This is a genomic window from Planomonospora sp. ID82291 (assembly GCF_015711645.1).
Classification (GTDB): Bacteria; Actinomycetota; Actinomycetes; order Streptosporangiales; family Streptosporangiaceae; genus Planomonospora.
Genome location: NZ_JABTEX010000002.1, coordinates 1,515,733 through 1,539,375, shown reverse-complemented (window position 1 = coordinate 1,539,375; position 23,643 = coordinate 1,515,733). Strand labels below are relative to the sequence as shown.

The 23,643-nt window shown below is 68.3% G+C and carries 21 protein-coding genes; 10 read left to right on the top strand and 11 right to left on the bottom strand.

Annotated elements, in window-relative coordinates; translation table 11 throughout:
- Window positions 1-10 precede the first annotated feature (10 nt).
- The 3 genes from HS045_RS17830 to HS045_RS17820 all read left to right on the top strand — a co-directional run bounded on the left by HS045_RS17830 (window position 11) and on the right by HS045_RS17820 (window position 3,429).
- Complete coding sequence (locus HS045_RS17830; RefSeq protein WP_196452450.1) at window positions 11-901, top strand: HipA domain-containing protein; 891 nt, start codon at window positions 11-13, stop codon at window positions 899-901.
- Complete coding sequence (locus HS045_RS17825; protein WP_196452449.1) at window positions 894-1,655, top strand: hypothetical protein; 762 nt, start codon at window positions 894-896, stop codon at window positions 1,653-1,655. The genes HS045_RS17830 and HS045_RS17825 overlap by 8 nt, the downstream gene beginning before the upstream one ends.
- 142 nt (window positions 1,656-1,797) lie before the next feature.
- On the top strand, window positions 1,798-3,429 hold the full coding sequence (locus tag HS045_RS17820) for a DUF262 domain-containing protein (protein WP_196452448.1): 1,632 nt from the start codon (window positions 1,798-1,800) through the stop codon (window positions 3,427-3,429).
- A gap of 178 nt (window positions 3,430-3,607) precedes the next feature.
- On the opposite strand, the gene HS045_RS17815 is transcribed toward HS045_RS17820, so the two are convergent.
- The gene (locus HS045_RS17815) at window positions 3,608-4,084 is read right to left on the bottom strand and encodes an ATP-binding protein (protein ID WP_196452447.1); all 477 of its coding nucleotides are present in this window, start codon (window positions 4,082-4,084) and stop codon (window positions 3,608-3,610) included.
- Window positions 4,085-4,234: 150 nt separating this feature from the next.
- On the opposite strand from HS045_RS17815, the gene HS045_RS17810 reads away from it, so the two are divergent.
- Window positions 4,235-5,062, top strand: coding sequence for a helix-turn-helix transcriptional regulator (locus tag HS045_RS17810; RefSeq protein ID WP_196452446.1), 828 nt, complete (start codon window positions 4,235-4,237; stop codon window positions 5,060-5,062).
- On the top strand, window positions 5,050-5,262 hold the full coding sequence (locus HS045_RS17805; RefSeq protein ID WP_196452445.1) for a DUF397 domain-containing protein: 213 nt from the start codon (window positions 5,050-5,052) through the stop codon (window positions 5,260-5,262). Before HS045_RS17810 ends, HS045_RS17805 begins: the two co-directional genes overlap by 13 nt.
- Window positions 5,263-5,431: 169 nt before the next feature.
- On the opposite strand, the gene HS045_RS17800 is transcribed toward HS045_RS17805, so the two are convergent.
- A complete protein-coding gene (locus HS045_RS17800) occupies window positions 5,432-7,504 on the bottom strand; it encodes an N-6 DNA methylase (protein ID WP_196452444.1) in 2,073 nt (690 codons plus the stop codon).
- A gap of 109 nt (window positions 7,505-7,613) precedes the next feature.
- Window positions 7,614-10,076 (bottom strand): EcoAI/FtnUII family type I restriction enzme subunit R, encoded by a 2,463-nt coding sequence (gene hsdR / locus HS045_RS36195; protein WP_196452443.1) that lies wholly within the window; start codon window positions 10,074-10,076, stop codon window positions 7,614-7,616.
- A 274-nt stretch (window positions 10,077-10,350) separates the two neighbouring features.
- Between hsdR and HS045_RS17790 the strand changes: the two genes are divergently transcribed.
- The 3 genes from HS045_RS17790 to HS045_RS17780 all read left to right on the top strand — a co-directional run bounded on the left by HS045_RS17790 (window position 10,351) and on the right by HS045_RS17780 (window position 13,417).
- On the top strand, window positions 10,351-10,569 hold the full coding sequence (locus tag HS045_RS17790; RefSeq protein ID WP_196452442.1) for a hypothetical protein: 219 nt from the start codon (window positions 10,351-10,353) through the stop codon (window positions 10,567-10,569).
- A complete protein-coding gene (locus tag HS045_RS17785) occupies window positions 10,566-12,830 on the top strand; it encodes a hypothetical protein (protein WP_196452441.1) in 2,265 nt (754 codons plus the stop codon). Before HS045_RS17790 ends, HS045_RS17785 begins: the two co-directional genes overlap by 4 nt.
- Window positions 12,831-13,081: 251 nt before the next feature.
- Window positions 13,082-13,417 carry a hypothetical protein gene (locus HS045_RS17780; RefSeq protein WP_196452440.1) on the top strand — a complete coding sequence of 112 codons (336 nt, stop codon included), beginning with the start codon at window positions 13,082-13,084 and terminating at the stop codon, window positions 13,415-13,417.
- 225 nt (window positions 13,418-13,642) lie between these two features.
- Here the strand turns inward: HS045_RS17780 and leuA are convergent, their stop codons facing one another.
- Window positions 13,643-15,349: a 2-isopropylmalate synthase gene (leuA, locus tag HS045_RS17775; protein WP_196452439.1), complete on the bottom strand. Its 1,707-nt coding sequence runs from the start codon at window positions 15,347-15,349 to the stop codon at window positions 13,643-13,645.
- A gap of 320 nt (window positions 15,350-15,669) precedes the next feature.
- On the opposite strand from leuA, the gene HS045_RS17770 reads away from it, so the two are divergent.
- Window positions 15,670-15,915 (top strand): DUF2630 family protein, encoded by a 246-nt coding sequence (locus tag HS045_RS17770; protein WP_196452438.1) that lies wholly within the window; start codon window positions 15,670-15,672, stop codon window positions 15,913-15,915.
- A 132-nt stretch (window positions 15,916-16,047) separates the two neighbouring features.
- Here the strand turns inward: HS045_RS17770 and HS045_RS17765 are convergent, their stop codons facing one another.
- Together HS045_RS17765 and HS045_RS17760 are read right to left on the bottom strand one after the other, a co-directional pair.
- Entirely contained in the window at window positions 16,048-17,259 is a 1,212-nt protein-coding gene (locus HS045_RS17765) for a hypothetical protein (RefSeq protein ID WP_196452437.1), read from the bottom strand.
- Complete coding sequence (locus tag HS045_RS17760) at window positions 17,256-18,257, bottom strand: transporter substrate-binding domain-containing protein (protein ID WP_196452436.1); 1,002 nt, start codon at window positions 18,255-18,257, stop codon at window positions 17,256-17,258. Before HS045_RS17760 ends, HS045_RS17765 begins: the two co-directional genes overlap by 4 nt.
- Before the next feature lie 420 nt (window positions 18,258-18,677).
- On the opposite strand from HS045_RS17760, the gene HS045_RS17755 reads away from it, so the two are divergent.
- Window positions 18,678-19,142, top strand: a complete 465-nt coding sequence (locus tag HS045_RS17755) for a hypothetical protein (RefSeq protein WP_196452435.1) — start codon at window positions 18,678-18,680, stop codon at window positions 19,140-19,142.
- A 72-nt stretch (window positions 19,143-19,214) separates the two neighbouring features.
- On the opposite strand, the gene era is transcribed toward HS045_RS17755, so the two are convergent.
- The 5 genes from era to ybeY form a co-directional block, all read right to left on the bottom strand.
- On the bottom strand, window positions 19,215-20,135 hold the full coding sequence (gene era / locus HS045_RS17750; RefSeq protein ID WP_196452434.1) for a GTPase Era: 921 nt from the start codon (window positions 20,133-20,135) through the stop codon (window positions 19,215-19,217).
- A gap of 61 nt (window positions 20,136-20,196) precedes the next feature.
- The gene (locus HS045_RS17745) at window positions 20,197-20,529 is read right to left on the bottom strand and encodes a cytidine deaminase (RefSeq protein WP_196452433.1); all 333 of its coding nucleotides are present in this window, start codon (window positions 20,527-20,529) and stop codon (window positions 20,197-20,199) included.
- 42 nt (window positions 20,530-20,571) lie between these two features.
- Entirely contained in the window at window positions 20,572-21,183 is a 612-nt protein-coding gene (locus HS045_RS17740) for a hypothetical protein (protein WP_196452432.1), read from the bottom strand.
- Between the two features lie 667 nt (window positions 21,184-21,850).
- The gene (locus HS045_RS17735) at window positions 21,851-23,155 is read right to left on the bottom strand and encodes a hemolysin family protein (RefSeq protein ID WP_196452431.1); all 1,305 of its coding nucleotides are present in this window, start codon (window positions 23,153-23,155) and stop codon (window positions 21,851-21,853) included.
- Window positions 23,152-23,634 (bottom strand): rRNA maturation RNase YbeY, encoded by a 483-nt coding sequence (gene ybeY, locus HS045_RS17730; protein WP_196452430.1) that lies wholly within the window; start codon window positions 23,632-23,634, stop codon window positions 23,152-23,154. Before ybeY ends, HS045_RS17735 begins: the two co-directional genes overlap by 4 nt.
- Between the last annotated feature and the right edge of the window lie 9 nt (window positions 23,635-23,643).

Sequence of the window (23,643 nt, the reverse complement as noted above, 5' to 3'; positions counted from 1 at the left end):
CCGTGCCCGGATGGCTGAGACCTTCCCCGTGGCGGACGCGACCGACTGGGCTGTGGATCTCTACGAAGCGGACGGTTCAGAGGAGAAGATCTGGCTGATAGAACCGGTTACCCGTAGGCGCGCCCTGTTCAAGCCGAACGTCCGCCACGACAACGCGGAACAGGCGGATCACTGGCCCGAAAAACTCGCGTCGGAAGTGGCCGGTCTTCTGGGCGCACCCAGAGCTCTGATCGATCTCGCGACCCGGGATGGCCGCCGAGGCTGCCTGTCGTACGACGTGAAGCCTGCCTACTGGCAGTTGCAGCCCGGATACGTTCTGCTGGCCGAGTTGCTCGGGCAGCACGATCCCATGGACAAGAGACACGAAGGGCACACTCTGCAGAACGTTCGTATCGTTTTGCAGGAGTATGACCACCCGCCTGGTTTCACGGGACCCGGGAGCTTCAATGCCTTTGACACGTTCGCGGGCTATACGGTCTTCGACGCGCTGATCGCCAACCGTGATCGGCATCCTGCGAACTGGGCCGTGCTCCTCGGCCCGGACAAGGGCGACCAGAGGCTGGCGCCGTCATACGATCACGCCACCAGTCTGGGGTTCAGCCTCACCGATGCGGATCGTGAGCGGAAGTTGCGTGACACGATGGAGTGGAAGGCCTTCCTGCATAAGGGCACCGCTTGGCGATTCGAGGGGTGCCGCAAGGTGCCACTCACCGACTTCGCCAAGAACGCGCTGAACCTCGTCAGCCCGGAGGTTCGTGGATACTGGCTTGACCGGCTGGAAGCATGCGCGAAAGATCAGATCGAGGACCTGGCCGCGCTGGTTCCAGAAATGTCGGAGGTAGCGCGTACGTTCGCAGTTGAACTGGTGGACGCTAACAGGAGGAGGCTGCTCGATGGCTAGTTCGTCCCAGTCCTCGTCGTTGCGCACAAGCGGCACGGCAGGCACCTCTCGTCTGCTGGTCGCGTGGCAGGATCCACGCACTCGCGCCATCGCTCCCATCGGCGTCCTGGAGAAGACCAGCGATGGTTTCTCGTTCGCTTACCTGCGGAAAGTGATGGACATCCCGGGTTTCAGGCCGCTGCTCGGCTTCGGGGACCTGGAGCGCCGTTACCGATCCTCGGCTCTGTTCCCATTGTTCAACCAGCGTCTGATGGATTCCCGACGGCCCGACTACCGCCGATACTTGACAGTGCTCGGCCTGTCCGGCGGCGCATCCCCCATGACGGTGCTCGGCCGTTCGGGAGGACGCCGGGCCGGAGACTCGATCTTCCTGGTACCCGAGCCATGCGTTGAGGAGGACGGCCGGACGTCCGCTGCCTTCTTCGTACACGGATCGCGGCACAGGCCAGGAGCCGAGTCCTGCATCTCCGTCCTCCACGAAGGCGAACTGCTCGACCTGCGCGATGACCCGTCGAACCCGGTCAATCAGAGGGCACTGCTGGTCACCCGCGAAGGCACCGAGTTGGGCTGGGTCCCGGACCTTCTCCTCGACTACGTTCATCACGTTCGCGATGCCGGTGCGATGACCATCCGAGTCGCTCAGGTGAACGGATCTGACGTTCCGCCCAACCTGCGGCTCAGGGTTCGACTCCACGGCTCCGTTCCATGCGGCTATCTGCCGTTCCGGGGTGAAGACTGGGCCACGACTGCCTGACGTCACCAGAGGCGTTCCGTCCCTGCCTGATCTTCGGCGTGAAAAAGATCGAGCATCGCCAGGAGCTCTACCTTGGACGGTGCGATCAGGACGGCACCTCTTCGACACAGCCTCCTTCTCGATCTCGTCCCCTGGAGAACCAGTGCAGCGGTCACCCTCGCGCAGGCGGCTTCCTCGCGACCCCGAGCCCTCGACTCCACGGCTCGTCAAGGTCGCCGACGACATCCTCGACGGCCGCGTCGTGCTGCCCAAGTTCCAGCGGGACTTCGTCTGGACGCGCCGGCAGATCCTGAACCTGCTCGACTCCGTGGCGAAGAACTACCCGGTCGGCAGCGTCCTGCTCTGGGAGAGCGACCAGGAGCTGGCGAGCGAGCGGACGATCGCGGGCCTGGAGGTCGAATCGTTGCCGAGCGGTCGTCACGTCAACTATCTGCTGGACGGCCAGCAACGGCTCTCCACGATCTGCGGTGCTCTGCACTGGGAGCCCGACGGTGACCCCAGAAGTCCGTGGAACATCGTCTACGACCTCGCCGAGGCCGCTTTCCTCCATCGGGAGGACTTCGAGGAGCCCCCGCCGACACAACTTCCGCTCCGGTTCCTCCTCGACAGCGCGGAGTTCGTCGTACGGCTGGAGCGGATCGCCGACGAGGAGCTCAAACAGCGGGCACGGCTGCTCCACAACCGGTTCACGGACTACCAGATCGCGGTGGTGACGCTCCGGGACATGCCGATCGACGAAGTCGGTCTGGTCTTCGAACGCATCAACACCACGGGGACACCCCTGAGCCTGGTGGAGTTCATGCGGGCCGCCACCTGGGCCCCCGACTTCGACCTGCTGGACTCGATCGACGAGATCAAGGAAGTCCTCCACCGGAAGCGCTACGGCGATCTCGACCCCAAGGTGCTGCTCCGCGCCGTGGCCGCCACCGCCGGGTTCGGCTACTCCAAGACGGACATCGAACAGATCCGGAAGCTACCCAGGCCCGAGCTGAGAGAGGCGATCGGCAGGACGGCGGAGGCCGCCAGGCGCGCCGTCGACTTCCTGGTGACGGAGATCGGGACCCCCTCCTCCAAGACACTGCCCTACGACACCCAGTTCGCCATCCTGGTGGACGTCTTCGCGCGGCTGAACCGGCCCACCGCCGCGCAGCACGCCGCCATCCGCCGCTGGTTCTGGCGGACCACCCTCGGTGGCAGGTTCCAGAACTGGGGGCTGAGCCAGATGACGGCGGACCACGCGGCGGTCACCGACTTCGTCACCGGGAAGACTCCCGAGATCGAGGCGCCCATCTCGGTGCCGCGCAGTGAGATCTGGCGGAAGAACAAGTTCCGGGTCGAGAACGCCGTCTCCAAGATGGTCGCCCTCATACTCGCCGACGCCACTCCCCTCGACATCCGCACCGGCGCGAAACTGGACACCGGGAAGGCCCTGTCCTGGGCCAACGACAAGGAGTGGCACCACTTCTTCCCGAAGGACTACCTGAAGCGGCAGCAGCGCCTCGACCACGACCAGGCGAACGTCCCCGCCAACATCGTCATGCTCAGCTCGGCCACCAACATCGCCATATCCAACCAGGCGCCCGCCGGCTACCTGAAGGACTTCGTCGACGAGAGCGGCGAGCAGAAGATCCTCGACCATCTGGTCGGCTGCTTGGTGACCAAGGACGCCTTCGAGGCGGCGATGCGCAACGACTACCAGGAGTTCCTACGCGTCCGCTCCGAGACCCTGCACCGCCGCGCCCTGGAACTCGCCGGGCTGGACGACTCCGTCTGACCCGCCGGGCCCGTACGGCGGGCAATCGCCGTCCCGCTTCACGAGAGGAAACGGCTCCCGATGAAGGGACGGGCCTCATCGGGAGCCGTGTCCGGCCTGGAGCCACGGGGAAGCCTCCGGCCGGACGTCGGGGAGACGACTTCTCCTCTCGGAGAGGAGGCCCTCGCTGGAGGCACGATCAGCGAGGACTGTATCCGCCCTCCCTCCCGGAGTGCGGGTCGAGGATGGGCGGGCCGGAGTCTCCGAGGTCCGCCCGGATGACGCACCAGACCGTACGGCCTCGGCCCCGGCCGTGCTCGCGGGTCCCCCGTTCCGCGGAGATCTCGCGGACGATCAGCAGCCCTCGACCGTCTTCCGCATCCGGCTCTTTCCGAACATGAGGTCCAGAAAACATCGATCCCGGATCACTCACCTCCAAATAAACAATTTCCTCCGTAGCGGCAAGAGTGAGACGGATAAGGTCGCCGGGCCGCGAGTTCGAATGCACGATGGCATTCGTCGTGAGCTCGGACACGGCCAGCACGACATCGTCGATCGCGGGATGCCCCTCCCCAAGCCATCCGCGTACCTCGGAGCGTGCGCGCGCCACGGATTCGCGGACACTCGGCAGACTGATCTCACCGAGGATCGAAGACTCCTCCCGCACTGATTTCATCAATTCACCTGACCGAAGAGTTGGTTCCCGATCGCCCTTCCCACCATCCCAACCCTCGGCTACATTCGGTAGCGAATTGACTTCCACCAGTCATCAACGGCTTCAATCGCAGTTTCATTGAAACGTTGGTGAAAACGACCGGGAGGACCGATGCCAAAGGAAAGCACTCTCCTGCCCTCCGAATCCCCGACCGCTCTCTTCGGCTTCGAGTTGCGGCGGCACCGCAAGGCGCGGGGCTGGTCCCAGATGCGGCTGTCGCGAGCCGTCTCCTACTCCGTCGGCACGATCAGCATGATCGAGACGGCGAGACGGTCACCCACGGAGGATTTCGCCCGCCACTGCGACGAGGTCCTGGAGGCCGAAGGCGCGCTGATGCGCCTCTGGCCGATGGTCAACCACGCCTCGGCCCCGCCGTGGTTCCGCCCCTGGCTCGACGTGGAGGCGACTGCGGAAGCGCTCCGCTCCTGGGAGCCCATCGTCATGCCCGGCCTACTTCAGATCGAGGACTACGCCAGGGCCGTTCTGGGCGGCGAGATCGGCGCCACTCCCGAGCAGGTCGACGAACAGGTCACCGCCCGCTTGGAACGCCAATCGATCCTCAGGCGCTCCAAGCCGCCCCTTTTCTGGACCGTGATCGACGAAGGGGTTCTTCACCGCCCGATCGGCAGTCCCAACACCATGGCAGCGCAGCTCGCCCATCTTCTCGAAGTCGGCCAGACGCCCCGGATCACCATTCAGATCCTCCCCTTCAGCGCCTACTGCACCAGCGGCCTCGCCGGCGGTTTTGCCATCGCAAGTGCACATGGGGTTTCCGACACGGCGTACGTCGAGTCCGCTGGGGTCATGAGCCGAGTAACCGAGCGACCGGAGGACGTAAGCCTCCTAACATACAGATACGAGGGGATTCGCTCCGAAGCACTGTCCCAGCGCGAGTCCCTGAAAATGATCGAGGAGGCGTTGAAACGATGGACAAGCTGACCCAGGAGCTCAAGGCCGCCACATGGCGCAAGTCCAGCCTGTCAGGCCCTGACGGCGGGAACTGCGTCGAGGTCGCCGAACTGTCCAGTGGACGTCGAGGCGTCCGCGACAGCAAGAACCCCACCGGTCCCGCGCTGGTCTTCACCTCAGGCGAGTGGAACGCCTTCATCGACGGCGCGAAGGCCGGTGAGTTCGACTAGCCACACTAGGGATTCCTCTGTGGAGAGGCTATCAATTCATGGAGCCTCTCCACAGCCAATCATTCCGCGACGTCAGTTCGTTAGAACAAGAATCAACCACTGGAATCAGCGTCCAACAGAGAAGAATTCAGTAATTCTCGCGGCCACAAAACGACATTCATCGAATAATTCAGCCAGCAAACAGGGCGTCCAGCAACGACACTCTCAATGCTGTCGCCTGCTCGTCCGCAATGATCGTCTTTTCAAGGCCCCCCGTGACTTCGTCGAGAATTTTCACGACATGGTCTTGGACATCACGCTCGGGTAGAGGGATGAACAGCTGCTCGAATGCCTTGACTCCCAGGGTGCGATTGCGGTCTGCCATGCCCGGGGAGCAGGATCCGATAGCAGCCAACCCTGCCCTAGTAAGGAAGTAGTAGCGAACGAAGCCAATATTAACCCGAGAGTCTATGGGCACATAGAAAAGAAAGCGATTCGATGCGACACATTCGACGTCTTTGGCCGCCGTGACCCCTACCGCACCTTCCCACGCCTTGATATTACTGAGCACAAGGGCGTCCTGAGGGAAGGTGAAGTAACGTAATTTGCTCAACTCGGCACCAGGTGCAGGGGGATATCGAATCGTCCCCTTACCAAAGGAGCGAAGACCCAGCGCCCGATAATTCTTTTCGGGATCGATATCGATCGGCCTGCGGTCAGCTTTCAATACCTCTGATATGCGTACCCTAGAAGTCCCATCTCCGGATATCCTCGAAAACAATCTCTCGGAAGCATCGATATCGAGCAGTATCTTTTCAAGAAGAATCAGGGTATCACGCTTGCTGGCAATCAAGTCAGCAACAATCTCCTTAGGAGAGCGACGCTCCAGACCATCTCCATCGCGCGGGTTGGTTAAATTAAGGTTGAATCCTCTATTTTCGATGTCTGCGACAGGAACGCGCCAGGCGCGCCCGTTCTCCACGCGCCCTTCACGCTTCCGCCCACCCCACCAGGAGACACACTCGCCAAACCCCTCGTCCCGCATGGGTTTGGTCTTGGTGTATTTCTTTCGCCCATCTGGCGGGAGGATCTCATAGAACCAAGTTTCTTTCGTCGGCCCGGTCTTCTCGAAGAAGAGCAGGTTGGCCGGGATCTGGGTGTAGGGCGCGAAGACCCCTTCCGGAAGTCGTACGACCGTGTGGAGGTCACACTCGCGCAGCAGCCGCTCCTTGATCCGGGTGCCCGCGCCCTCGCCGAAGAGCACGTTGTGAGGCAGAACGATCGCGCACCGGCCGCCGGGCTTGAGCTTGTCGAGGATCGCGACGAGGAAGAGCCAGGCCGTCTCCTTCGTCCGGACTCCCTTGGCGAAGCGCTCGGAGACCGAGGTCTCCTCTTCCCCGCCGAACGGCGGGTTGGTGAGGACCACGTCGACCTTGCTCGCGGGCCCGATCTCCCCGGTCATCTGGACCAGGGCGTTGTTCCGTACGACGGTCGGCGCCTCGATCCCGTGCAGGATGAGGTTCATCAGGCAGAGCAGGTACGGCAGCGGCTTCTTCTCGATGCCCCGCAAGTCCTTCTGGAGCCGCGTCCACGCCTCGGTGCTGGTGGCTTTGTCCCCCAACTCCTCAAGGCTCTCGACCAGGAAGCCGCCCGTCCCGCAGGCCGGGTCGAGGATGCTCTCCCCCAGCGACAGGAACGACTGCCGGACCATGAACCGGATCACCGGTCTCGGCGTGTAGAACTCGCCCGAGTCTCCTGCGGCGTCACGCACCTCCCGCAGGATCGTCTCGTACAAGTGGGCCATCGTGTGGATGTCGTCGCTGGAGGCGAAGTTGATCTCGTTGAGCTGGCGGATGAGGTCGCCGAGGAGATAACCGGAGAGCATGCGGTTGTGGATGTCCTTGAACAGGTCCACCAGCACCGCGTCACGGGGGGCCTTGCCTTCCAACTCTCCCTTGAGGTACGGCAGCAGCTCGCCGTTGACGAAATCCCGGAGCGCGTCGCCGTACAGCTCGGGGTCCTCCGCCCAGTCACGCCAGCGGTAGGGCGCCTCGATCGCGGGACGGTAGTCGTCCTCCATCGACTTCCGGTCGGCCTCCAAAGCGTCGAAGGCCCGCAGGAACAGCAGCCAGGAGAGCTGTGGCAGCCGGTCGAGGTCGCCGTTGAGCCCGGCGTCCTTGCGCATGATGTCGCGCGCGGACTTGATGACCGCGCTCAGTCGTGCGCGAGAGGTCTTCTCCACGGTCTTGCCGGCCGCCGCCATCAAGGTTTCCTTCCGTCGTCACAGACGGTCGTTCATCCTAGCCAACCCTGGCGACACGCCGATTCCGGTTCCGCACACGACCACACGCGGAACCGGAAATCACTCATGATCATGCGGCATCGTAGACGTACTGGCCCAGCCGGTCGAGGGCCTGCCGCAGCTGCTCACTCCCTCCGAAGCGGGCCGTCAGCTCCGAAGGACTGCCCAGCTCCCGGAGCGGAGGCAGGGTCAGCACCTTCGGCCGCAGCTCGACCGGGCCGTGCTCGACATACTTGTCCAGGACCAGCTCCAGGATCTCCCGGGCCTCCGCGGCGAAGGAGTCGAGGAAGTCCCGGTGCTCCCGGCGGACCCGGCGGGCCCGCTCCCTCCGGCTCATGGCAGGGAACTCCCAGGCCGCCGCGAGCAGCAGATCCAGCGGATCGGCCTCTTGGTCGTCCAGCTGCTCGGCCAGCATCGCGAAGTCGATCCCCCACCTCTCCAGCTCCTGGAGGATGTCCGCCCTCGACCCGGCCCGTGCCCACCGGCCGCGCAGCTCCGCCGGGCTGAGGTCCAGCGCGCGGACCCGTTCCCCGACGAACACCCGGTACTCGATCATCTTGGGCCGGCCGCTCTCAGGGTCCATCACGTAGAGGGTGTCGTTCCAGACGAACACGTCCTGGCCGTCCACGTAGTACCGCTGCGCCCGTGTGGTCAGCTCCGAGATCAGCTCGTCGTCACTCATCCCCGCACCGGGGTCGAAGGATCCGCTCTCCTGCTCGCTGTAGCCGACTCCGGGCTCGGCGACCTGCACTGCCTCCGCCGAGAGGTCGTCCGCAACGCTCCCGACCAGGTGTCCCTCGTCGTCGAGCTTGTCCTCGTAGCGCTGGACGGGCGGCCCGTCGAACTCCGGATCGTTGAACTTCCGCGTCGCGTAGACGAAGTCGATGATGTCGAAGCTGAACTTGTCCCGCTCCCCGAACAGCCTCGTACCGCGCCCCACGATCTGCTTGAACTCGGTCATGGAGCCGACCGGACGGAAGATCACGATGTTGCGGACCGTCGGCATGTCCACCCCCGTGGAGAGCAGTCGGGACGTCACCGCGATCACCGGTGTCTCGGACTCGGGCTTCTTGAACTCGTCGAGATGCGCGAGTCCCGCGTCCCCGTCCTTGGCGGTGATCCGGACGACGTAGCCGCCACCGCACTGCCGTACCAGGTCCTGGTTGAGGTTGTTCAGCGCGATGCACATACGGGCGGCGTGGTCGGAGTCCACGCAGAAGACGATGGTCTTGTCCATTCCCCGGGAGTCGCCTGAGCGCAGCAGGTCCGTCAGGTAGCGGGCCGCGACCTCGGTCCGTTCCTTGATCTCCAGCACCTTCTCGAAGTCGGGTACCGTGTAGTCCCGCTCGGGGATCGGCGTGCCGTACCGGTCGACCTGGCCCGGCTCGGGTCGCCAGCCGTACACGTCGATGTTCATGTTCGTCCGGCGGAGGCGGTAGGGGGCGAGGAAACCGTCCTCGATGCCGTCCCTGAGGGAATACTCGTAGACGGGGTCGCCGAAGTACTCGTAGGTGTCGGCGCGGCGCTCTCTGACAGGTGTGGCGGTAAGGCCGATCTGCACGGCGGAGTCGAAGTGCTCCAGGATGCGCCGCCAGTTCGAGTCCTCCTTGGCGCTCCCCCGGTGGCACTCATCGACGATGACCAGGTCGAAGTAGTCCCTGTCGAACTGCTCGAACAGCGCCTTCCGATCGCCGTCCGTCTCCTTGCCCTGCTGGTCGAGGGACTGGTAGAGCGCAAAGTAGATGTGCCGTCCCAGCTTGGCCACCCCGCCGCCCAGCTTGTGCACGGCCTCGCCGAAGCCCCGGACGAAGTAGTCGTCCTTGGGCTGGTCCACCAGGATGTTCCGGTCGGCGAGGTAGAGCACCCGGGGCGGGTGCCCCTTCGGCCACTTCGCATGCGTGAGCTTCTTGGCGATCTGGTAGGCGATCAGCGTCTTGCCGGTGCCGGTGGCGAGGACGAGCAGGAGGCGGTCCCGGCCCCGGCCGATGGCCTCGACCGCCTTGTTGACCGCGAGCCGCTGGTAGTAGCGGGGGACCTTCGGCGTGTTGTCCCAGTTCTTCAGCGACCGGTCGAACGGGGTGAGCACGAGGTCGGCGGCGAGTTGGGCGTCGAGCCCTTTGGAGCGGCGGTAACGGGCCCACAGCTCGTCCGGTGACGGGTAGGCACCGATCTCCGTGATGAGGCCCGTGTCGAGGTCGATCTCCTGGATCTTCTGCCCGTTCGTGGCATAGGCGAAGGGCACCTGGAGCTTCTTCGCGTACCGTCTCGCCTGATTGATGCCGTCGTCGGCCTTCCGGGAGGTCCGCTTGACCTCCACGACCGCGATGGGCAGCCCCGGACGGTATTCGAGCGCATAGTCGGCGCGCAGTTTCGCCTCTCGCGTTGGCCTCCCTCCGGCGGCGAGGATCTTTCCGTCCGTGATGGTGTACTCATCGACCATCTGCTCCCGGTCCCACCCCGACTGTTTCAGTTGACGCTCGACGAGCGTCCGCCGGGTTTCGTTCTCGTTCGGGGAGAGATGTCCATTCGTCACAACTGATTCTTACCTGACGAGGGCAACGGAAGATCACATCTCCATCAGACCGTGATGTTGATCATCGGATCTTTCCGACATATAACCCAAATTTAGGACATCTACTATCGAGTAGAGTTCTGGAGGGGCTTTTCTTTTCACGGGATTCGGGGTTGTTCTGTTGACATGCTGTTGATTACCGTGTGAAAAGCGTGGGGGACGCCGCCTCCTGTCCTGTTCCTGATGCAGCGAGCCGTACGAGGGGATCATCTTGGCCGAGCTCGATCGTGAGGCGATGCGGGCGGTGGTAGAGCGGATCCAGCGGTTGTCGGACGAGCACTGGTGGGCGCTCGATCCGTCCTGCCGGCTGATGGAGGGCGACGCCTGGGTGGGTCCCACCGGCTCCCGCTTCGGCACTCAGATCCACGCGGACCAGCGAGAGCTGCGCGACCTGCTCGCGAAGGCGGTGGACAGCGCCAACCGGAAGCTGGCCTCGATGCCGGAGACGCCATGACGAGCCCGCAGTTCACCGGTGTCCGGCAACCCGAGTTCGACACGATGACGGGCAGGCACGCCCAGGCCGCCGAGCGGCTCGAACGGCTGGCCCAGGCGCTGTACGGCGAGCTGCGGGGTGCCGGGCTCGACACCTCCCCCGCCGTGCGCCTGCGCGAGCTGTCCCGCCGGGTCGCCACGCAGGCCGAGGACCTGCGGCGGCGTCAGGACCTGATCCGGAAGATGGAGCAGCAGAAGGTCGGTCTCGGCATGAACACGCCTTCCGGGACGGTTTTCACGATGCCCGACAGCCTGGACGCCGCCCGGGGACTGCTGGACGGGACCGTGGCGGGCCGCGCGGCCCTGGACGCCGTGGACGGGAACTCCAAGGCGCTCGCGCAACTGGAGAAGTACGCCTCACGGACCGGGGACGCGGAGTTCATCAAGGCGTTCCTGACGACCCTGGGCGCGGGAGGCGTGACGCGCCTGCCCGGCTCGCTCGCCGCTCAACTACGTGACGCCGCGCACCACGGGGACGCAGGCCGGGTGGCGCAGCTCTCCACGCAGGGGAAGAAGACCTTGAGCATGCTGGGCGCGGCCCTGGCGAAGGGGACCGACCCGAAGAGCCCGGCCTACCTGGGCGGCGGTTTCCTGAAGAACCTCACCAAGCAGGGCCGGGCGGAGCACCGGTCCGGAGACGTGAAGTACTCGGGCTACCAGGCCCAGGCTCTGATCTGGCGGGCCCACGACGGCAAGCCACCGTTCTCGGAGAAGTTCATGGAGGTCGTCGGCCGCGACGTGATCGCCTACGAGAAGGACGACCGCGCGGAGGAGTGGGCCGCGGGCAAGGACCTGCTGGGCCGGGCCGTCGGCGGCGCTCAGGTCCCCGTCTTCGACCTGGCGGGCGCGCTCGGCCTGGGCACCCTGCTGAGGACCGGACCGGGTACGGCGAGCGACCCGGGCAAGAAGGGCCCTCCTCTCCTCGGCGACACGGCCAGGTCCTCGATCGTGGACGGCCTCTTCCAGGCGGCCGGATCGAACCGGGAGGCGGCCCACGCGCTCCTGGACCACACGCCGGCGGGCTGGAAGGAGTCCGTGCTGGACCACCTGCTGACCACCCGCTGGGACGCCTTCCGCTACCTGGGCGAATACCGGTCGTTCAGCGACCTGCTGACCACCGCGACGACCGGCCAGGACCCGACCTCCAGGAAGCTGGCCGCCGAACTGACCAAGCTCCTCGCCGACGAGGTCCGCCCCGCCTTCACCAAGGGCGACGACGGCAACCTCGCGTTCAAGGATCCGGCCCCGTTCGAACGGCTCGCACCTCTGCGGTATCCCCTGGCCCGGGCGATCGCCGCCAACATCGACCAGCTGTCGCAGCTCCTGCACAGCGGCGGAACGTTCCCGCCCGAGGACTCGGGGGCGCGACACAAGGTCTCGGCCACGGACATGCTGCACGCCCTGGCACTGGCCACCAGTGACGACGCCGGATTCGAGGCTCTGGTACGGGCGCAGACCGAGCACATGCGGCAGAAACTCGAATCCGTTCCCCCGGTCGGTCTCAGCGCCTCGAACGCCGGCGAGCTGGGTTTCACCGAAGCCCAGTTCAAGGAGTTCGACCGCAACCGGAGCAGGCTGGTCGACGCGGACGACGTCCAGCAGTTCCTGACCGACGCGGTCGCGGCGGAGGCACGGCCGTTCAGCAGCCTCCTGGAGACCCGGCAGCAGGTGCTGATCGCTCAGGAGAAGAGCGAGAGCAAGGCGGGTGACGCCCTGAAGGCCATAGTGCGCGAGGGCATCGGGATGTTCCCCGTGCCGGGCTCCAGGCAGGTCGGCGAACAGGTCGGCCAGGCCTTCAGCGGACTGGTCACCGGCGCCTACGACAAGCTGACCGGGCTCGGATACGACGAGCTCTCCAAGCAGATCGGCCAGCGGGCGGCGGAGCAGGGGCGGACCATGGACGAGACCTACAAGACGCTGGCCGACGACCGGCTCGCTGTGGAAAGGCTCGCCGAGCAGATGATCGCCACAGCCATGCTGAGCAAGGGCATGCTCGACGAGGTCGATCTAGAGGACCGGACGTTCACGGCCGGGGACCCACCGAAGATCAAACCCTTCGCCACGATGACCCCGAAGGAATACAACCTCTTCCTCAGGTGGGTCCAGAGCAAAGGCGGCAGTCACGACCTACTTGAGCGCTTCCGTGGCGCTTCCGCTTACGCCAAGGATGTTGAGAGCCATCTCGGTGTCCAGATCCCTCCCCCTTCCGGAGGGAGCAAGTGAGAACCCATCGACTGCTGGCCGCGCTCGCTGTCATCGCGATCTCCAGTGCGGCCTGCACTCAGGGAAGGGCTTCCCCCAAGCCGTCACCGGCCAGTACCGGCCCGATCGTGGATGCGGCTCCCTACCTCTGCACCTTCGTGCCCGAACAGGCGCTTCGGTTAGTCAGCGGAGTCGCAAAAGCCCTTACCGAGGAGGCAGGCGGCACCAAGCGAGACGGTGAATGCCAAACTCCGGACGCCTACCCCAACCCATTGGGAGTCTCCTGGTCGCAGGAGCACGGGAAGTGGACCGAGAAGAATCTCGATCACATCCTGGAGGATCGGCGAAAGGTCTTCACCAAGTACAACGCGGTGACGCTTCCCGCCCACCTCGGCGAAGGTATGGCCGTGCATCTGCCGTACGGGCCGTTCACCGGTCAGCCGTACGAGGTGATCGCGAAGTTCCGCTGCGGCGACAAGAAGCGCATGCTCATCCTCAACTTCGCCGAGTTCGCCGAGGGCCGGGACGCGATCAAGGACATGATCGAGCTGATGCGCATCGCCCAGAAGCGTTATGGCGAGCTGTACGGCTGCACTCCGGGCACGTAGCAGGTGCCGTACCTCGGCCCGGCCGCGCCGGGTGGGAACGGCTCGACCGCGCCCCGTGTGGATGTCGCGGCGGCGCGGTCGAGAAGAGAACCCGGGACTCAGGTGGCCGGGCCTCGTGAGCTCAGCCCGGGAGCCGGACCCGGCAGGTCGTGCCGGGTCCGGACGGGAACCGCGGAGCTCCGCCGGCGGGAGCCGTACGGGCCCACCGGTGGAAAGCCGCAGGGGTCAGCGGGTGGCGCGGTTGACCGCGGAGACGATCGCCTTCAGGGAGGCGGTGGTGGTGTTGGCGTCGATGCCGACGCCCCACAGGATCTGGTCGCCGACCTCGCACTCGACGTAGGAGGCGGCCTTGGCGTCGCTCCCGGCGCTCATCGCGTGCTCGGCGTAGTCGAGCACGCGGACCTTCACCCCGATGCCGGACAGCGCGTCGCAGAAGGCGGAGATGGGGCCGTTCCCCACGCCTTCGACCTCGCGGATCTCCCCGGCCACCCGCAGGTCGGCGCCGATGACGTCCTTGCCGTCGGCCCCGGAGGCGTTGCGGTGGGCCAGCAGGCCGAACCGGCCCCACGGCCGGGCCTGGTTCGGCAGGTACTCGTCGGCGAAGGCCTCCCACATCGCCGCCGGGGTGACCTCCCCGCCCTCGGCGTCGGTGCGGGCCTGCACGACCCGGGAGAACTCGATCTGCAGCCGGCGCGGCAGGTCCAGGTGGTGGTCGGCCTTCATGATGTAGGCGACGCCGCCCTTGCCGGACTGGCTGTTGACCCGGATCACGGCCTCGTAGCTGCGGCCGATGTCCTTGGGGTCGATCGGCAGGTACGGCACCGCCCAGGTGTACTCGTCCACCGGCACGCCCGCCGCGGCGGCGTCGCGCTCCAGGTGCTCGAAGCCCTTCTTGATGGCGTCCTGGTGGGAGCCGGAGAAGGCCGTGTAGACCAGCTCGCCGCCCCACGGGTGGCGCGGGTGGACGGGCAGCTGGTTGCAGTACTCCACGACGCGGCGGATCTCGTCGATGTCGGAGATGTCGACCTCCGGGTCGATCCCCTGGGAGAACAGGTTCATGCCCAGGGTGACCAGGCAGACGTTGCCGGTGCGCTCGCCGTTGCCGAACAGGCAGCCCTCGATCCGGTCGGCCCCGGCCTGGTAGCCCAGCTCGGCGGCGGCGACGGCCGTACCCCGGTCGTTGTGCGGGTGCAGGGACAGGATGATCGAGTCGCGGTGGGCCAGGTTGCGGTGCATCCACTCGATCTGGTCGGCGTAGACGTTCGGCGTGGCCATCTCGACCGTGGCGGGCAGGTTGACGATGACCTTGCGCTCCGGGGTGGGCTGCCAGACCTCGTTGACGGCGTCGCACACCTCCACGGCGTACTCCAGCTCGGTCCCGGTGAAGGACTCCGGGGAGTACTGGAAGTACACGTCCACGTCGGAGGCGTCGGCCAGCTTCCTGCAGAGCTTGGCGCCCTCGACGGCGATGGCGGTGATGCCCTCGCGGTCGGCGCCGAAGACGACCCGGCGCTGCAGCGTGGACGTGGAGTTGTACAGGTGGACGATGGCCGACCTCGCGCCCTCGATCGCCTCGAAGGTCCGCTCGATCAGCTCGGGCCGGGCCTGGGTCAGGACCTGGATCACCACGTCCTCGGGGATCCGGCCCTCTTCGATGATCTGCCGGACGAAGTCGAAGTCGGTCTGCGAGGCGGCCGGGAAGCCCACCTCGATCTCCTTGTAGCCCATCCGTACCAGCAGCTCGAACATCTTGAGCTTGCGGTGGGCGTCCATCGGGTCGATCAGCGCCTGGTTGCCGTCCCGCAGGTCCACCGCGCACCACCGGGGCGCCTTGTCGATGACCTTGTCGGGCCAGGTGCGGTCGGGCAGGCGCACCGGCGCAAAGGGCTGGTAGCGCTGGAACGGCATGGGACTGGACTGCTGCGGATACATTCGCTTCGGCTCCTCGACGGGAAAGACGATCACGGCCGACACGCATGGCTCGCTCCGCGACGAGGGAGCCGGCCTGTTACAGGCCCTCGTCGCGGCAGCTAAGAAGCAGCCCGCGCAGCATGCGTAACACGGTAACAGACGCTTCCAAATCCCCGGACGCCGATCTCACATCCCGAACACCCGGACACCCGGGCACCCGAACACCCGGGCCCCGCGGCACCCGGGCCCCGCGGGACCGGTGCCCGCCCCCGCCTGCCGCCGAGTACGGCGGCGCCCGTCGGATACAGTCCGAAAGGGAGCGCAGAAAGGGAGGGTCCGCAATGAAGGACGTCGACATTCTCGCCCACATCAACCGTCTCATCGCCGAGGAACGCGACCTCCGCACGCTGCTGGCGTCCGGTTCCATCTCCTCCCACGAGGAGAACCACCGGATCAGATCCATCGAGGAGGCCCTCGACCAGGCGTGGGACCTGCTCAGGCAGCGCCGGGCCCACCGGGAGTTCGGGGAGGACCCCAACGCGGCGGAGCCGCGCCCGGTCGACGAGGTCGAGGAGTACCGCCAGTAGGGGGAGGACCGCCGCCGGGCCGCACCCCGTCCCACCGGACGGCCCCGAACGCTTTCGGTCACCCCGCCCCGCCGGACGGCCCCGGACGCTTTCGGTCACCCCGCCCCGCCGGACGGCCCCGGACGCTTTCGGTCACCCCGCCCCGCCGGACGGCCCCGGACGCTCCCGGTCGCTCCGTCCCGTCGGGCGGCCCGGGCAGCGGGAGTCGCTGGGCTTCTCCAGCGGGTCGGGGGCGAACCACGCGAGCACGCTGTGCTCGACGTACCAGCGGTGCAGCGCGACGCGGCTGCGGGGGATCTGGCCGAGATCCGGGCAGAGGAACTGGGAGACCACCGCCCCGTTGGCGATGAACCGCACGGTGCCGTCGCGGTCGAGGAAGGTGGAGACCCGGTCATCGGTCGCGATGACGTATCCGAGCAGCACCTTCCCGGCGATCTCCTCGTCGGCGCCCTCCGCCGCGACCTCCACCCCCATCAGCGGCAGGACCGGCGCCTGCACGACGACGGCCGCGGTGAACAGCGGCGTCAGCGCGAGTACGGCGACGGCCAGGGTGGACGTCAGCGCGGCCGCGGCACGGGCCGGGATCGGGCCGGTCAGCAGGACCGACAGTCCCGGCGGCAGCGTGAGCAGCACGGCGGTGACCACGTCCCCCTCGGCGAACGCCTGGCCGATGGCCGGAGCGAGCCACGCGTACAGCCCCACGCCCACCACGACGGGCAGCACCAGCGTGAGCAGGACGATCAGGTCCCGCCGGCCGGGCCTGCGGTCGTGGACGCTCAACCCGAGCACCGCCAGCGCGAGCATGGCGAGGGTGGGCAGGAATCTGAGCTGCCAGCTCACCAGGCTGACCAGGACGGAGATCACCACGACCCAGTCGGGGATCCGGTCGGCCACCACCGAGAGCCAGGACGACCGGCCGGCGCTGACCCGGTGGAGCACGCCGAGCACGCGGGCGGTCAGCACGAGCGCGGGCAGCACCCACAGGATGGTCAGCAGCACGGCGGTGAGCAGCCCCAGCGCGCTGACGTGCTGGACCAGCAGGAGCAGCGTCTGGGTGTCCTGGCGGCTGGCGTACCACAGCCGCACGACGAGCAGCACCAGCGGGAACGCCGGAAGCGCCGCAAGCATCCACTGCTGGTTGCCGCCCCGCGCTCCCCCGGCCCATCGCGCGGATCCGCGCCCCCGGAACCCGCCGGGCGCCGGGCGCTCCGGGAGTCCGCCGGAGGGCACGCGCCCCCGGAGCCCGCCGTACGGCGGCCCCTCCTCCGGGGCGGCCCTCCGCTCGCCCTCCGGCGGAGACGTCCCCTCTCCGTCGGCGGCCGGAGGCTCCCCGGTCCCGCTCATCCGGCCTCCCGCTGGGGGATCCCCCGCTCCCAGGGCCAGCGCCGCACGTCGGGCTCCGGCACGGCCGGCTGGGTACGGCCGGCGATCTGCTCCCTCGGGTTGTGCGCCTGCAACGGGGTGATGAACCGCTCGTAGGCCTCCTCCCAGCGCATGTCCTGCGGGTCGGTCACCGAGCGGTGCAGGGAGAGGTCCACGAGCGTGCGCAGCGCCTCGTTGGCTCCGGCGTTGACGGCCCACTGCTCGGAGGCCTCCAGGCCGATGTCGTGGTGTTCGAGCAGGTCGGGCTCCCCCGCCACGAACCCGGCGAGGATCGCGGTGTCGGTCGTGACCGCCTCGTACTCCTTCGCCTTGAGCCCGGCGACGCAGTCGCTGATGCGGTTCTTCCGGGTGACCTCCGCCCCGGCCCTGTCGATCTCGGTCTCGGAGGTCGAGGCGGCGAGCGTGCAGACCTTCTCGCCCCGGAGCTGTGTCAGCGAGGTGATGTCAGAATGCCCCTTCAGGGTGATGACGGACTGCTGGGTCTCCAGGTAGGGCGCGGAGAACCCGATCGCGCGGTTGGCGCTGCGGGCCGGCGTCACGCTGAACGTCGCCACCACCAGGTCGACCTTCACATGCTGGCCGGAGGCGTTCCTGGCCGTCATCCGGGCCCGGTCCTCGGTCTCGATGGACAGGAACTCGACCTCGCTCGCGCGGAAGCCGAGGTCGGCGGCGATCATGAGGGCGATCTGGATGTCGAACCCCTCGTAGGTGCCGTCCGGCTTGCGGAGCGCGATGCCCGGGGTGTCGTCCTTCACCCCGACCAGCAGGCTCCGCCTGCCGTTCAGGCCCGCCTGCTCCAGCAGTTCCGCCTCGGTGGGCGGTCCTGTCTCCCAGACCGCCCAGCCCGCGACGACCAGCGCCGCCACGACGGCGGCGAGCCACCCGGCGAGCCGCAGGCCGCGCCCGCCCGGCAGGACGTCACCGGATCCCGCCCGCGCCGTGTGGTCCCCGGGCCCCACGGAGTCCGTCCGCCCCGCGGGTTCCGTCGGCTCCACCCGGTCCGGCGGCTCCGCGGACGGAAGCGGTTCACCCGGCCGGCCCGCTCCGGGGTCGGGCTCCGGTTTCGTCCTTCTGATGCGCATGACGCCCCCCGGATCCGGATCCCCCCGATTCCATGAAAATCTGGGGGAAGAGTACGTCAGTCGCCGGCGACGGCGCGTGCGCCACCGGCAACAGTCACCAAGAAGTGATCAAACCGGCCTGTCTCCTCCCGCAGGCCCCTCCGGCCGCGCCGGAGCACGACAGGGCAGACCGCACGGGCACGCACAGGCGCACGGACACGCACAGGCGGACGGACACGCGCAGGCGGACAAGAACCGCGGCGGGAATGTGCGGGATGCGTCTGCCCGGAGACGTCCCGGTGAAACTACCCTTGGCCGATGGCCGATCTCACGACCCCCGCCTCCCCCAACCGGATCGCGCCGGTCGGGGTGATCGCCGGAGGCGCCCTGCTGGTGGTGGCCGCGTTCCTGCCGTGGGCGGGGGTCCGGGCCGACATCGCCGTCCTGGGCTCACTGAGCCAGAACGTCCGGGGCGTGGACGACTGGTCCGGGATCCTCGCGCTGATCGGCGGGACCATGGCGGCGGTCATCGGGGTCGCGGGCGGCGACCGGCCCTTCACCGCCCTGGCCGCCCTGCCCGGCGCGGTCACGACCGCGGTCCTGCTGGTCTTCCTCAGCGATCCGCAGGGCAGGGGACGGAACGCCTCGTTCACCGTCGGCGACCTGGTGAGGGTCGAGCCGACCGTGGAGTACGGCTGGTTCGTCGCCCTGGCCGCGGCGCTGGCGGTCACCGGCTTCGCGGCCACCGCCCTGGCCTCCGGCCGCCGCCTCCGCCGGCCGTAGAACCTCCGGCCCCGCCGTCGGCGGTCGACCCCCCGGCCGCCCCGTCGGTCGGAGCACCTCCGGCCGCCGCCGTCAGTCGTAGAAACCCAGGCGGCGCAGCTGCTTGGGGTCGCGCTGCCAGTCCTTGGCGACGCTGATCCGCAGGTCGAGGTAGACCCGGGTGCCGAGCAGCGCCTCGATCTGCTTGCGGGCGCGGCTGCCGACGTCCTTCAGCCGCGTGCCCTTGTGCCCGATGACGATGGCCTTCTGGGAGGGGCGCTCGACGAACATGTGCGCGTAGATGTCGAGCAGGTCGTCACGGCCCTCGCGGGGCAGCATCTCGTCGACGACGACGGCGATCGAGTGCGGCAGCTCGTCCCGCACGCCCTCCAGCGCGGCCTCCCGGATGAGCTCGCCGACCAGGACCTGCTCCGGCTCGTCGGTGAGCCGTCCCCCCTCGTACAGCGGAGGGCTCGGAGGGAGCCGCCGGATCAGCAGGTCGCTCAGCACGTCGAGCTGGTCGCCCGACTGCGCGGAGACCGGGACGATCTCCGCGAACTCGGCGAGCCGGGAGACCGCGAGCAACTGCTCGGCGATCTGCTCGCGGGTGGCCAGATCGCACTTGGTGACCACGGCGAGCACCGGGGTCTTCCGCACCGCCGCGAGTTTCTCGGCGATGAAGCGGTCGCCCTTGCCGATCGGCTCGTTGGCGGGGAGGCAGAACCCGATCACGTCGACCTCGGTGAGGGTGGACAGCACCAGGCTGTCCAGCCGCTCGCCGAGCAGCGTGCGCGGCCGGTGCAGGCCGGGGGTGTCGACGATGACGAGCTGGGCGTCCGGGCGGTGCACGATGCCGCGGATGACGCGCCGGGTGGTCTGCGGCTTGGACGAGGTGATCGCCACCTTGGTGCCGACCAACGCGTTCATCAGCGTGGACTTGCCGACGTTGGGCCGGCCGACGAAGCAGGCGAAACCCGCGCGGAAATCAGCAGCTGAGGAACTCACGTCGTCCATTGTCCCCGATGCGGAGGCCCGCTCTGACGGGACCGCCCCCGGCCGCCCTCCGGGGCCGCGCTCAGCTCCGGCGCAGGGTGCCGTCCGGAGCGGCCACCAGCAGGGTCTCGCCGCCCAGGTCGCGTACCGTCCGGGCGTCCGCCTCGCTCGGCCCGTCGCCCGCGGTGACGAGCGCCGCCGCCTCCAGGGAGCGGGCCCCGCTGGACACCGCCATGGCCACCGCGACCTGCAGTGCGGACAGGGTCAGCGAGGGCAGGTCGACGTTGGTCGAGGAGTAGGTCCGGCCGGTCTCGTCGCGTACGGCCGCGCCCTCGGCGGCGCCGTTGCGGGCACGGGCCGAACGGGCCAGGACGATGATCTTGTTGTCCTCGGGGTCGAGGGTCGCTTCACTCACGGCACAAGGGTATTCAGCTCCGCTCCGCTCCCGCGCACCCGGTCAGGTCGCGTCCCCGTCGTCCGCCAGATCGTCCGCCCGGCCGGCGAGGAACCCCGCGAGCCGCTGGGTGCGCCCGGCGTCGACCTCCCCGATCCCCGTGTGCACCAGGGATACCAGGATCCGCCCGGAACGGATGAGCACCACGTGCATCTCGTACGGGTAGCCGTTCACCCTGCCGGACAGCCGCCTGGCCCGCACGTCGTCCCCGACCGCGTCCAGAGCCAGGGCCGACCCCGCCAGCAGGGTCTCCCGGTCCGCCGCGGCGCCCGTCGCGGGGGCCGCCGCGACCCGGCAGCGGTCCAGCGCCGCGGCCAGGGCGGTGAAGCGACGCTCGGCGCCCGGGCCGGGATGGCTCTCCAGGCCGACCCCCGCCAGCTCGCCCAGCCGATCCCCGGGGTAGGTCGCGGTCACCCGTACGTCCGGGGCCGCTGCGGAGGGTCTGTGCCCGGCGACCTCCAGCACGCGGCGGCAGTCGTCGGCGGCCGGGCGGAACGGGAGCCGCCAGCCCTCACGGAACCGGGCGGAGAACCCGTCGGGCAGGTCCCGCGTCTGGAGGAGCAGTCCTCTCAGCCGGGCCCGGTCGGCCCCGGCCCCCGTCCCCGAGTGGAGCACCGCCTCCGCGCCCGTCCCGGCGCCCCCGCCGGACGCGGAACCCGTCCCGGCCTCCGTCCCCGGGCCCGTCCCTGCGCCCGCCTCCGGCGGCGCACCGGTTTCCGCCCCCGCACCTGCACCGGTCCTCCCCTGCGCGCCCCCGCCGATCGCCGATCCCATGCCGCACCCCCCTGAGAGTCCGGCCAGGACCCCCCATACGGCGATCACCGCGGCAGCCCGAATCCCCCGCCCCATGGCTTCCCCCGAACGTCACGCGGGGTGATCGCCCCGCCGAACCGCTTCCTTCCCGTTCGACAAAAACGACAATCACCTGGAAACACCTAAGGGTGTCCTCGTCCGCGTAACGCGGACGAGGACACCCTCAGATCGGGCGGTGCGCGGCCGGACGGCGGCCGTGCGCGCCCTTCCCCCCGAGAGTCCGCCCTCCGCGCCGCGAACCCCTCCCCGGCGCCCGGGCCTCCTCTCCGGTTCCCGGTGAGGGGAGCCGTGGGGAAACGATCGCGCGGCACGCTTGCAGGGTGCTTGCGACGAGCTTGACGGATCCGCCCGGACCCGTCCGGAACCACCCGGAACAGACCTGTACGGCACGGCACGGCTCGGAACCACGTCGTCCGGCGGCGCCGGCGGAGCCGTGCCGCCGGCGGAGCCGGGTTCCCTGGACCGTGCCTCAGCCGTGGTCGGAGGAGGCCGCCACCGCGTCCTGGCCGGTCTCCGCCAGCCGCCGGACGACGACCGTGCCGATCCGGTTGCGCCGCCCGGCGAGGCTCTCCGCGGTCAGGCTGAGCCCTGCCACCACGGCCTCCGAGCCCGCGATCGGGACGCGGCCCAGCGCGTGCGCCAGCAGGCCGCCGACCGTCTCGACGTCCTCCACGTCCAGCTCGACGTCGAACAGCTCGGCCAGGTCCCCGACGGGGAGGCGGGCCGTCACCCGGACCGAGCCGTCCGCCAGCGGCTCCACGGGAGGGGTCTCCTGGTCGTACTCGTCGGTGATCTCACCGACGATCTCCTCCAGGACGTCCTCGATGGTGACCAGGCCGGCCGTCCCGCCGTACTCGTCGATGACGATGGCCTGGTGGATCTGGCGGGCCTGCATCTCGCGGAGGAGCTGGTCGATCGGCTTGCTCTCCGGCACGTAGGTGGCCTGGCGCATGATCGACTCCACCGGCTCGGCGCGGCCCGCGTCCCCGGTGTCCTGCACCCGGCGGACGACGTCCTTGAGGTAGACGATGCCGATGACGTCGTCCTCGTTCTCGCCGACCACCGGGATGCGGGAGAAACCGCTGCGCAACGCGAGCGAGAGGGTCTGGTTCAGCGTCTTGCCGCGCTCGATGAACACCATGTCGGTGCGCGGCACCATGACCTCGCGCACCAGGGTGTCGCCGAGCTCGAAGACCGAGTGGATCATCTCCCGCTCGTCCGGTTCGATGACCCTGCGCTGCTCGGCCAGGTCGACCAGGTCGCGCAGTTCGGCCTCGGAGGTGAACGGCCCCTCCCTGAACCCCTTGCCGGGCGTCACCGCGTTGCCCAGCAGGATGAGCAGTGTGGGGAGGGGACCGAAGATCCGCGTGAGGCCGTACACCAGCGGGGCGCTGGCGAGCGCGATCGGCTCGGCGTGCTGGCGGCCCAGCGTGCGCGGCGAGACTCCGACGATCACGTAGCTGATCACGACCATGACGGCGGCCGCGGCGGTGTAGGCCCAGCCCTGGTCGCCGAGCCAGTCGATGAAGAGCAGCGTGGCGATCACCGTGGCGACCAGCTCGCAGCTCAGCCGGAGCAGCAGTAGGAGATTGAGGTAGCGCGGCGGGTCGGCGACGATCGCCTGCAGGCGCACCGCGCCCCGGCGCTCCTCCCGGACGAACTCCTCCGCGCGCACCCGCGAGATGCGGGTGAGCGCGGTCTCCGCGCTGGCGATCAGGCCGCCGGCCGCGACGAGGACGACGGCCGCGGGCAACCACCCGTTGGCGAGGTTCACCGCTGGGGGCGCACCTCCTGCCACGACTCGAGGAGCCCGCCCTGCAGCCCGAACATCTCCTTGTGCTCCTCGGGCTCGGCGTGGTCGTAGCCGAGCAGGTGGAGGATGCCGTGCGTGCACAGCAGCTCCAGCTCCGCCTCGGTGCCGTGCCCGGCCTCGGCCCCCTGCTTGGCGGCCACCTGCGGGCAGAGCACCACGTCGCCGAGGAGCGCCGGATCGGCGGGGGCGTCGCCCTCCTGCCGGGCTCCGGTGCCGCCGCCGGGACGCAGCTCGTCCATGGGGAAGGCCAGCACGTCGGTCGGGCCGGGCTCCCCCATCCACCGCTCGTGCAGCTCGGACATGGCGCCCTCGTCCACGACCAGGATGGACAGCTCGGCGAGCGGGTTGACGCCCATCTTCTCCAGCACGTGCCCGGCCAGCGCCACGAGCAGGCCCTCGTCGACCTCGACGCCGGACTCGTTGTTGACCTCAATGCTCATCGGAGCACC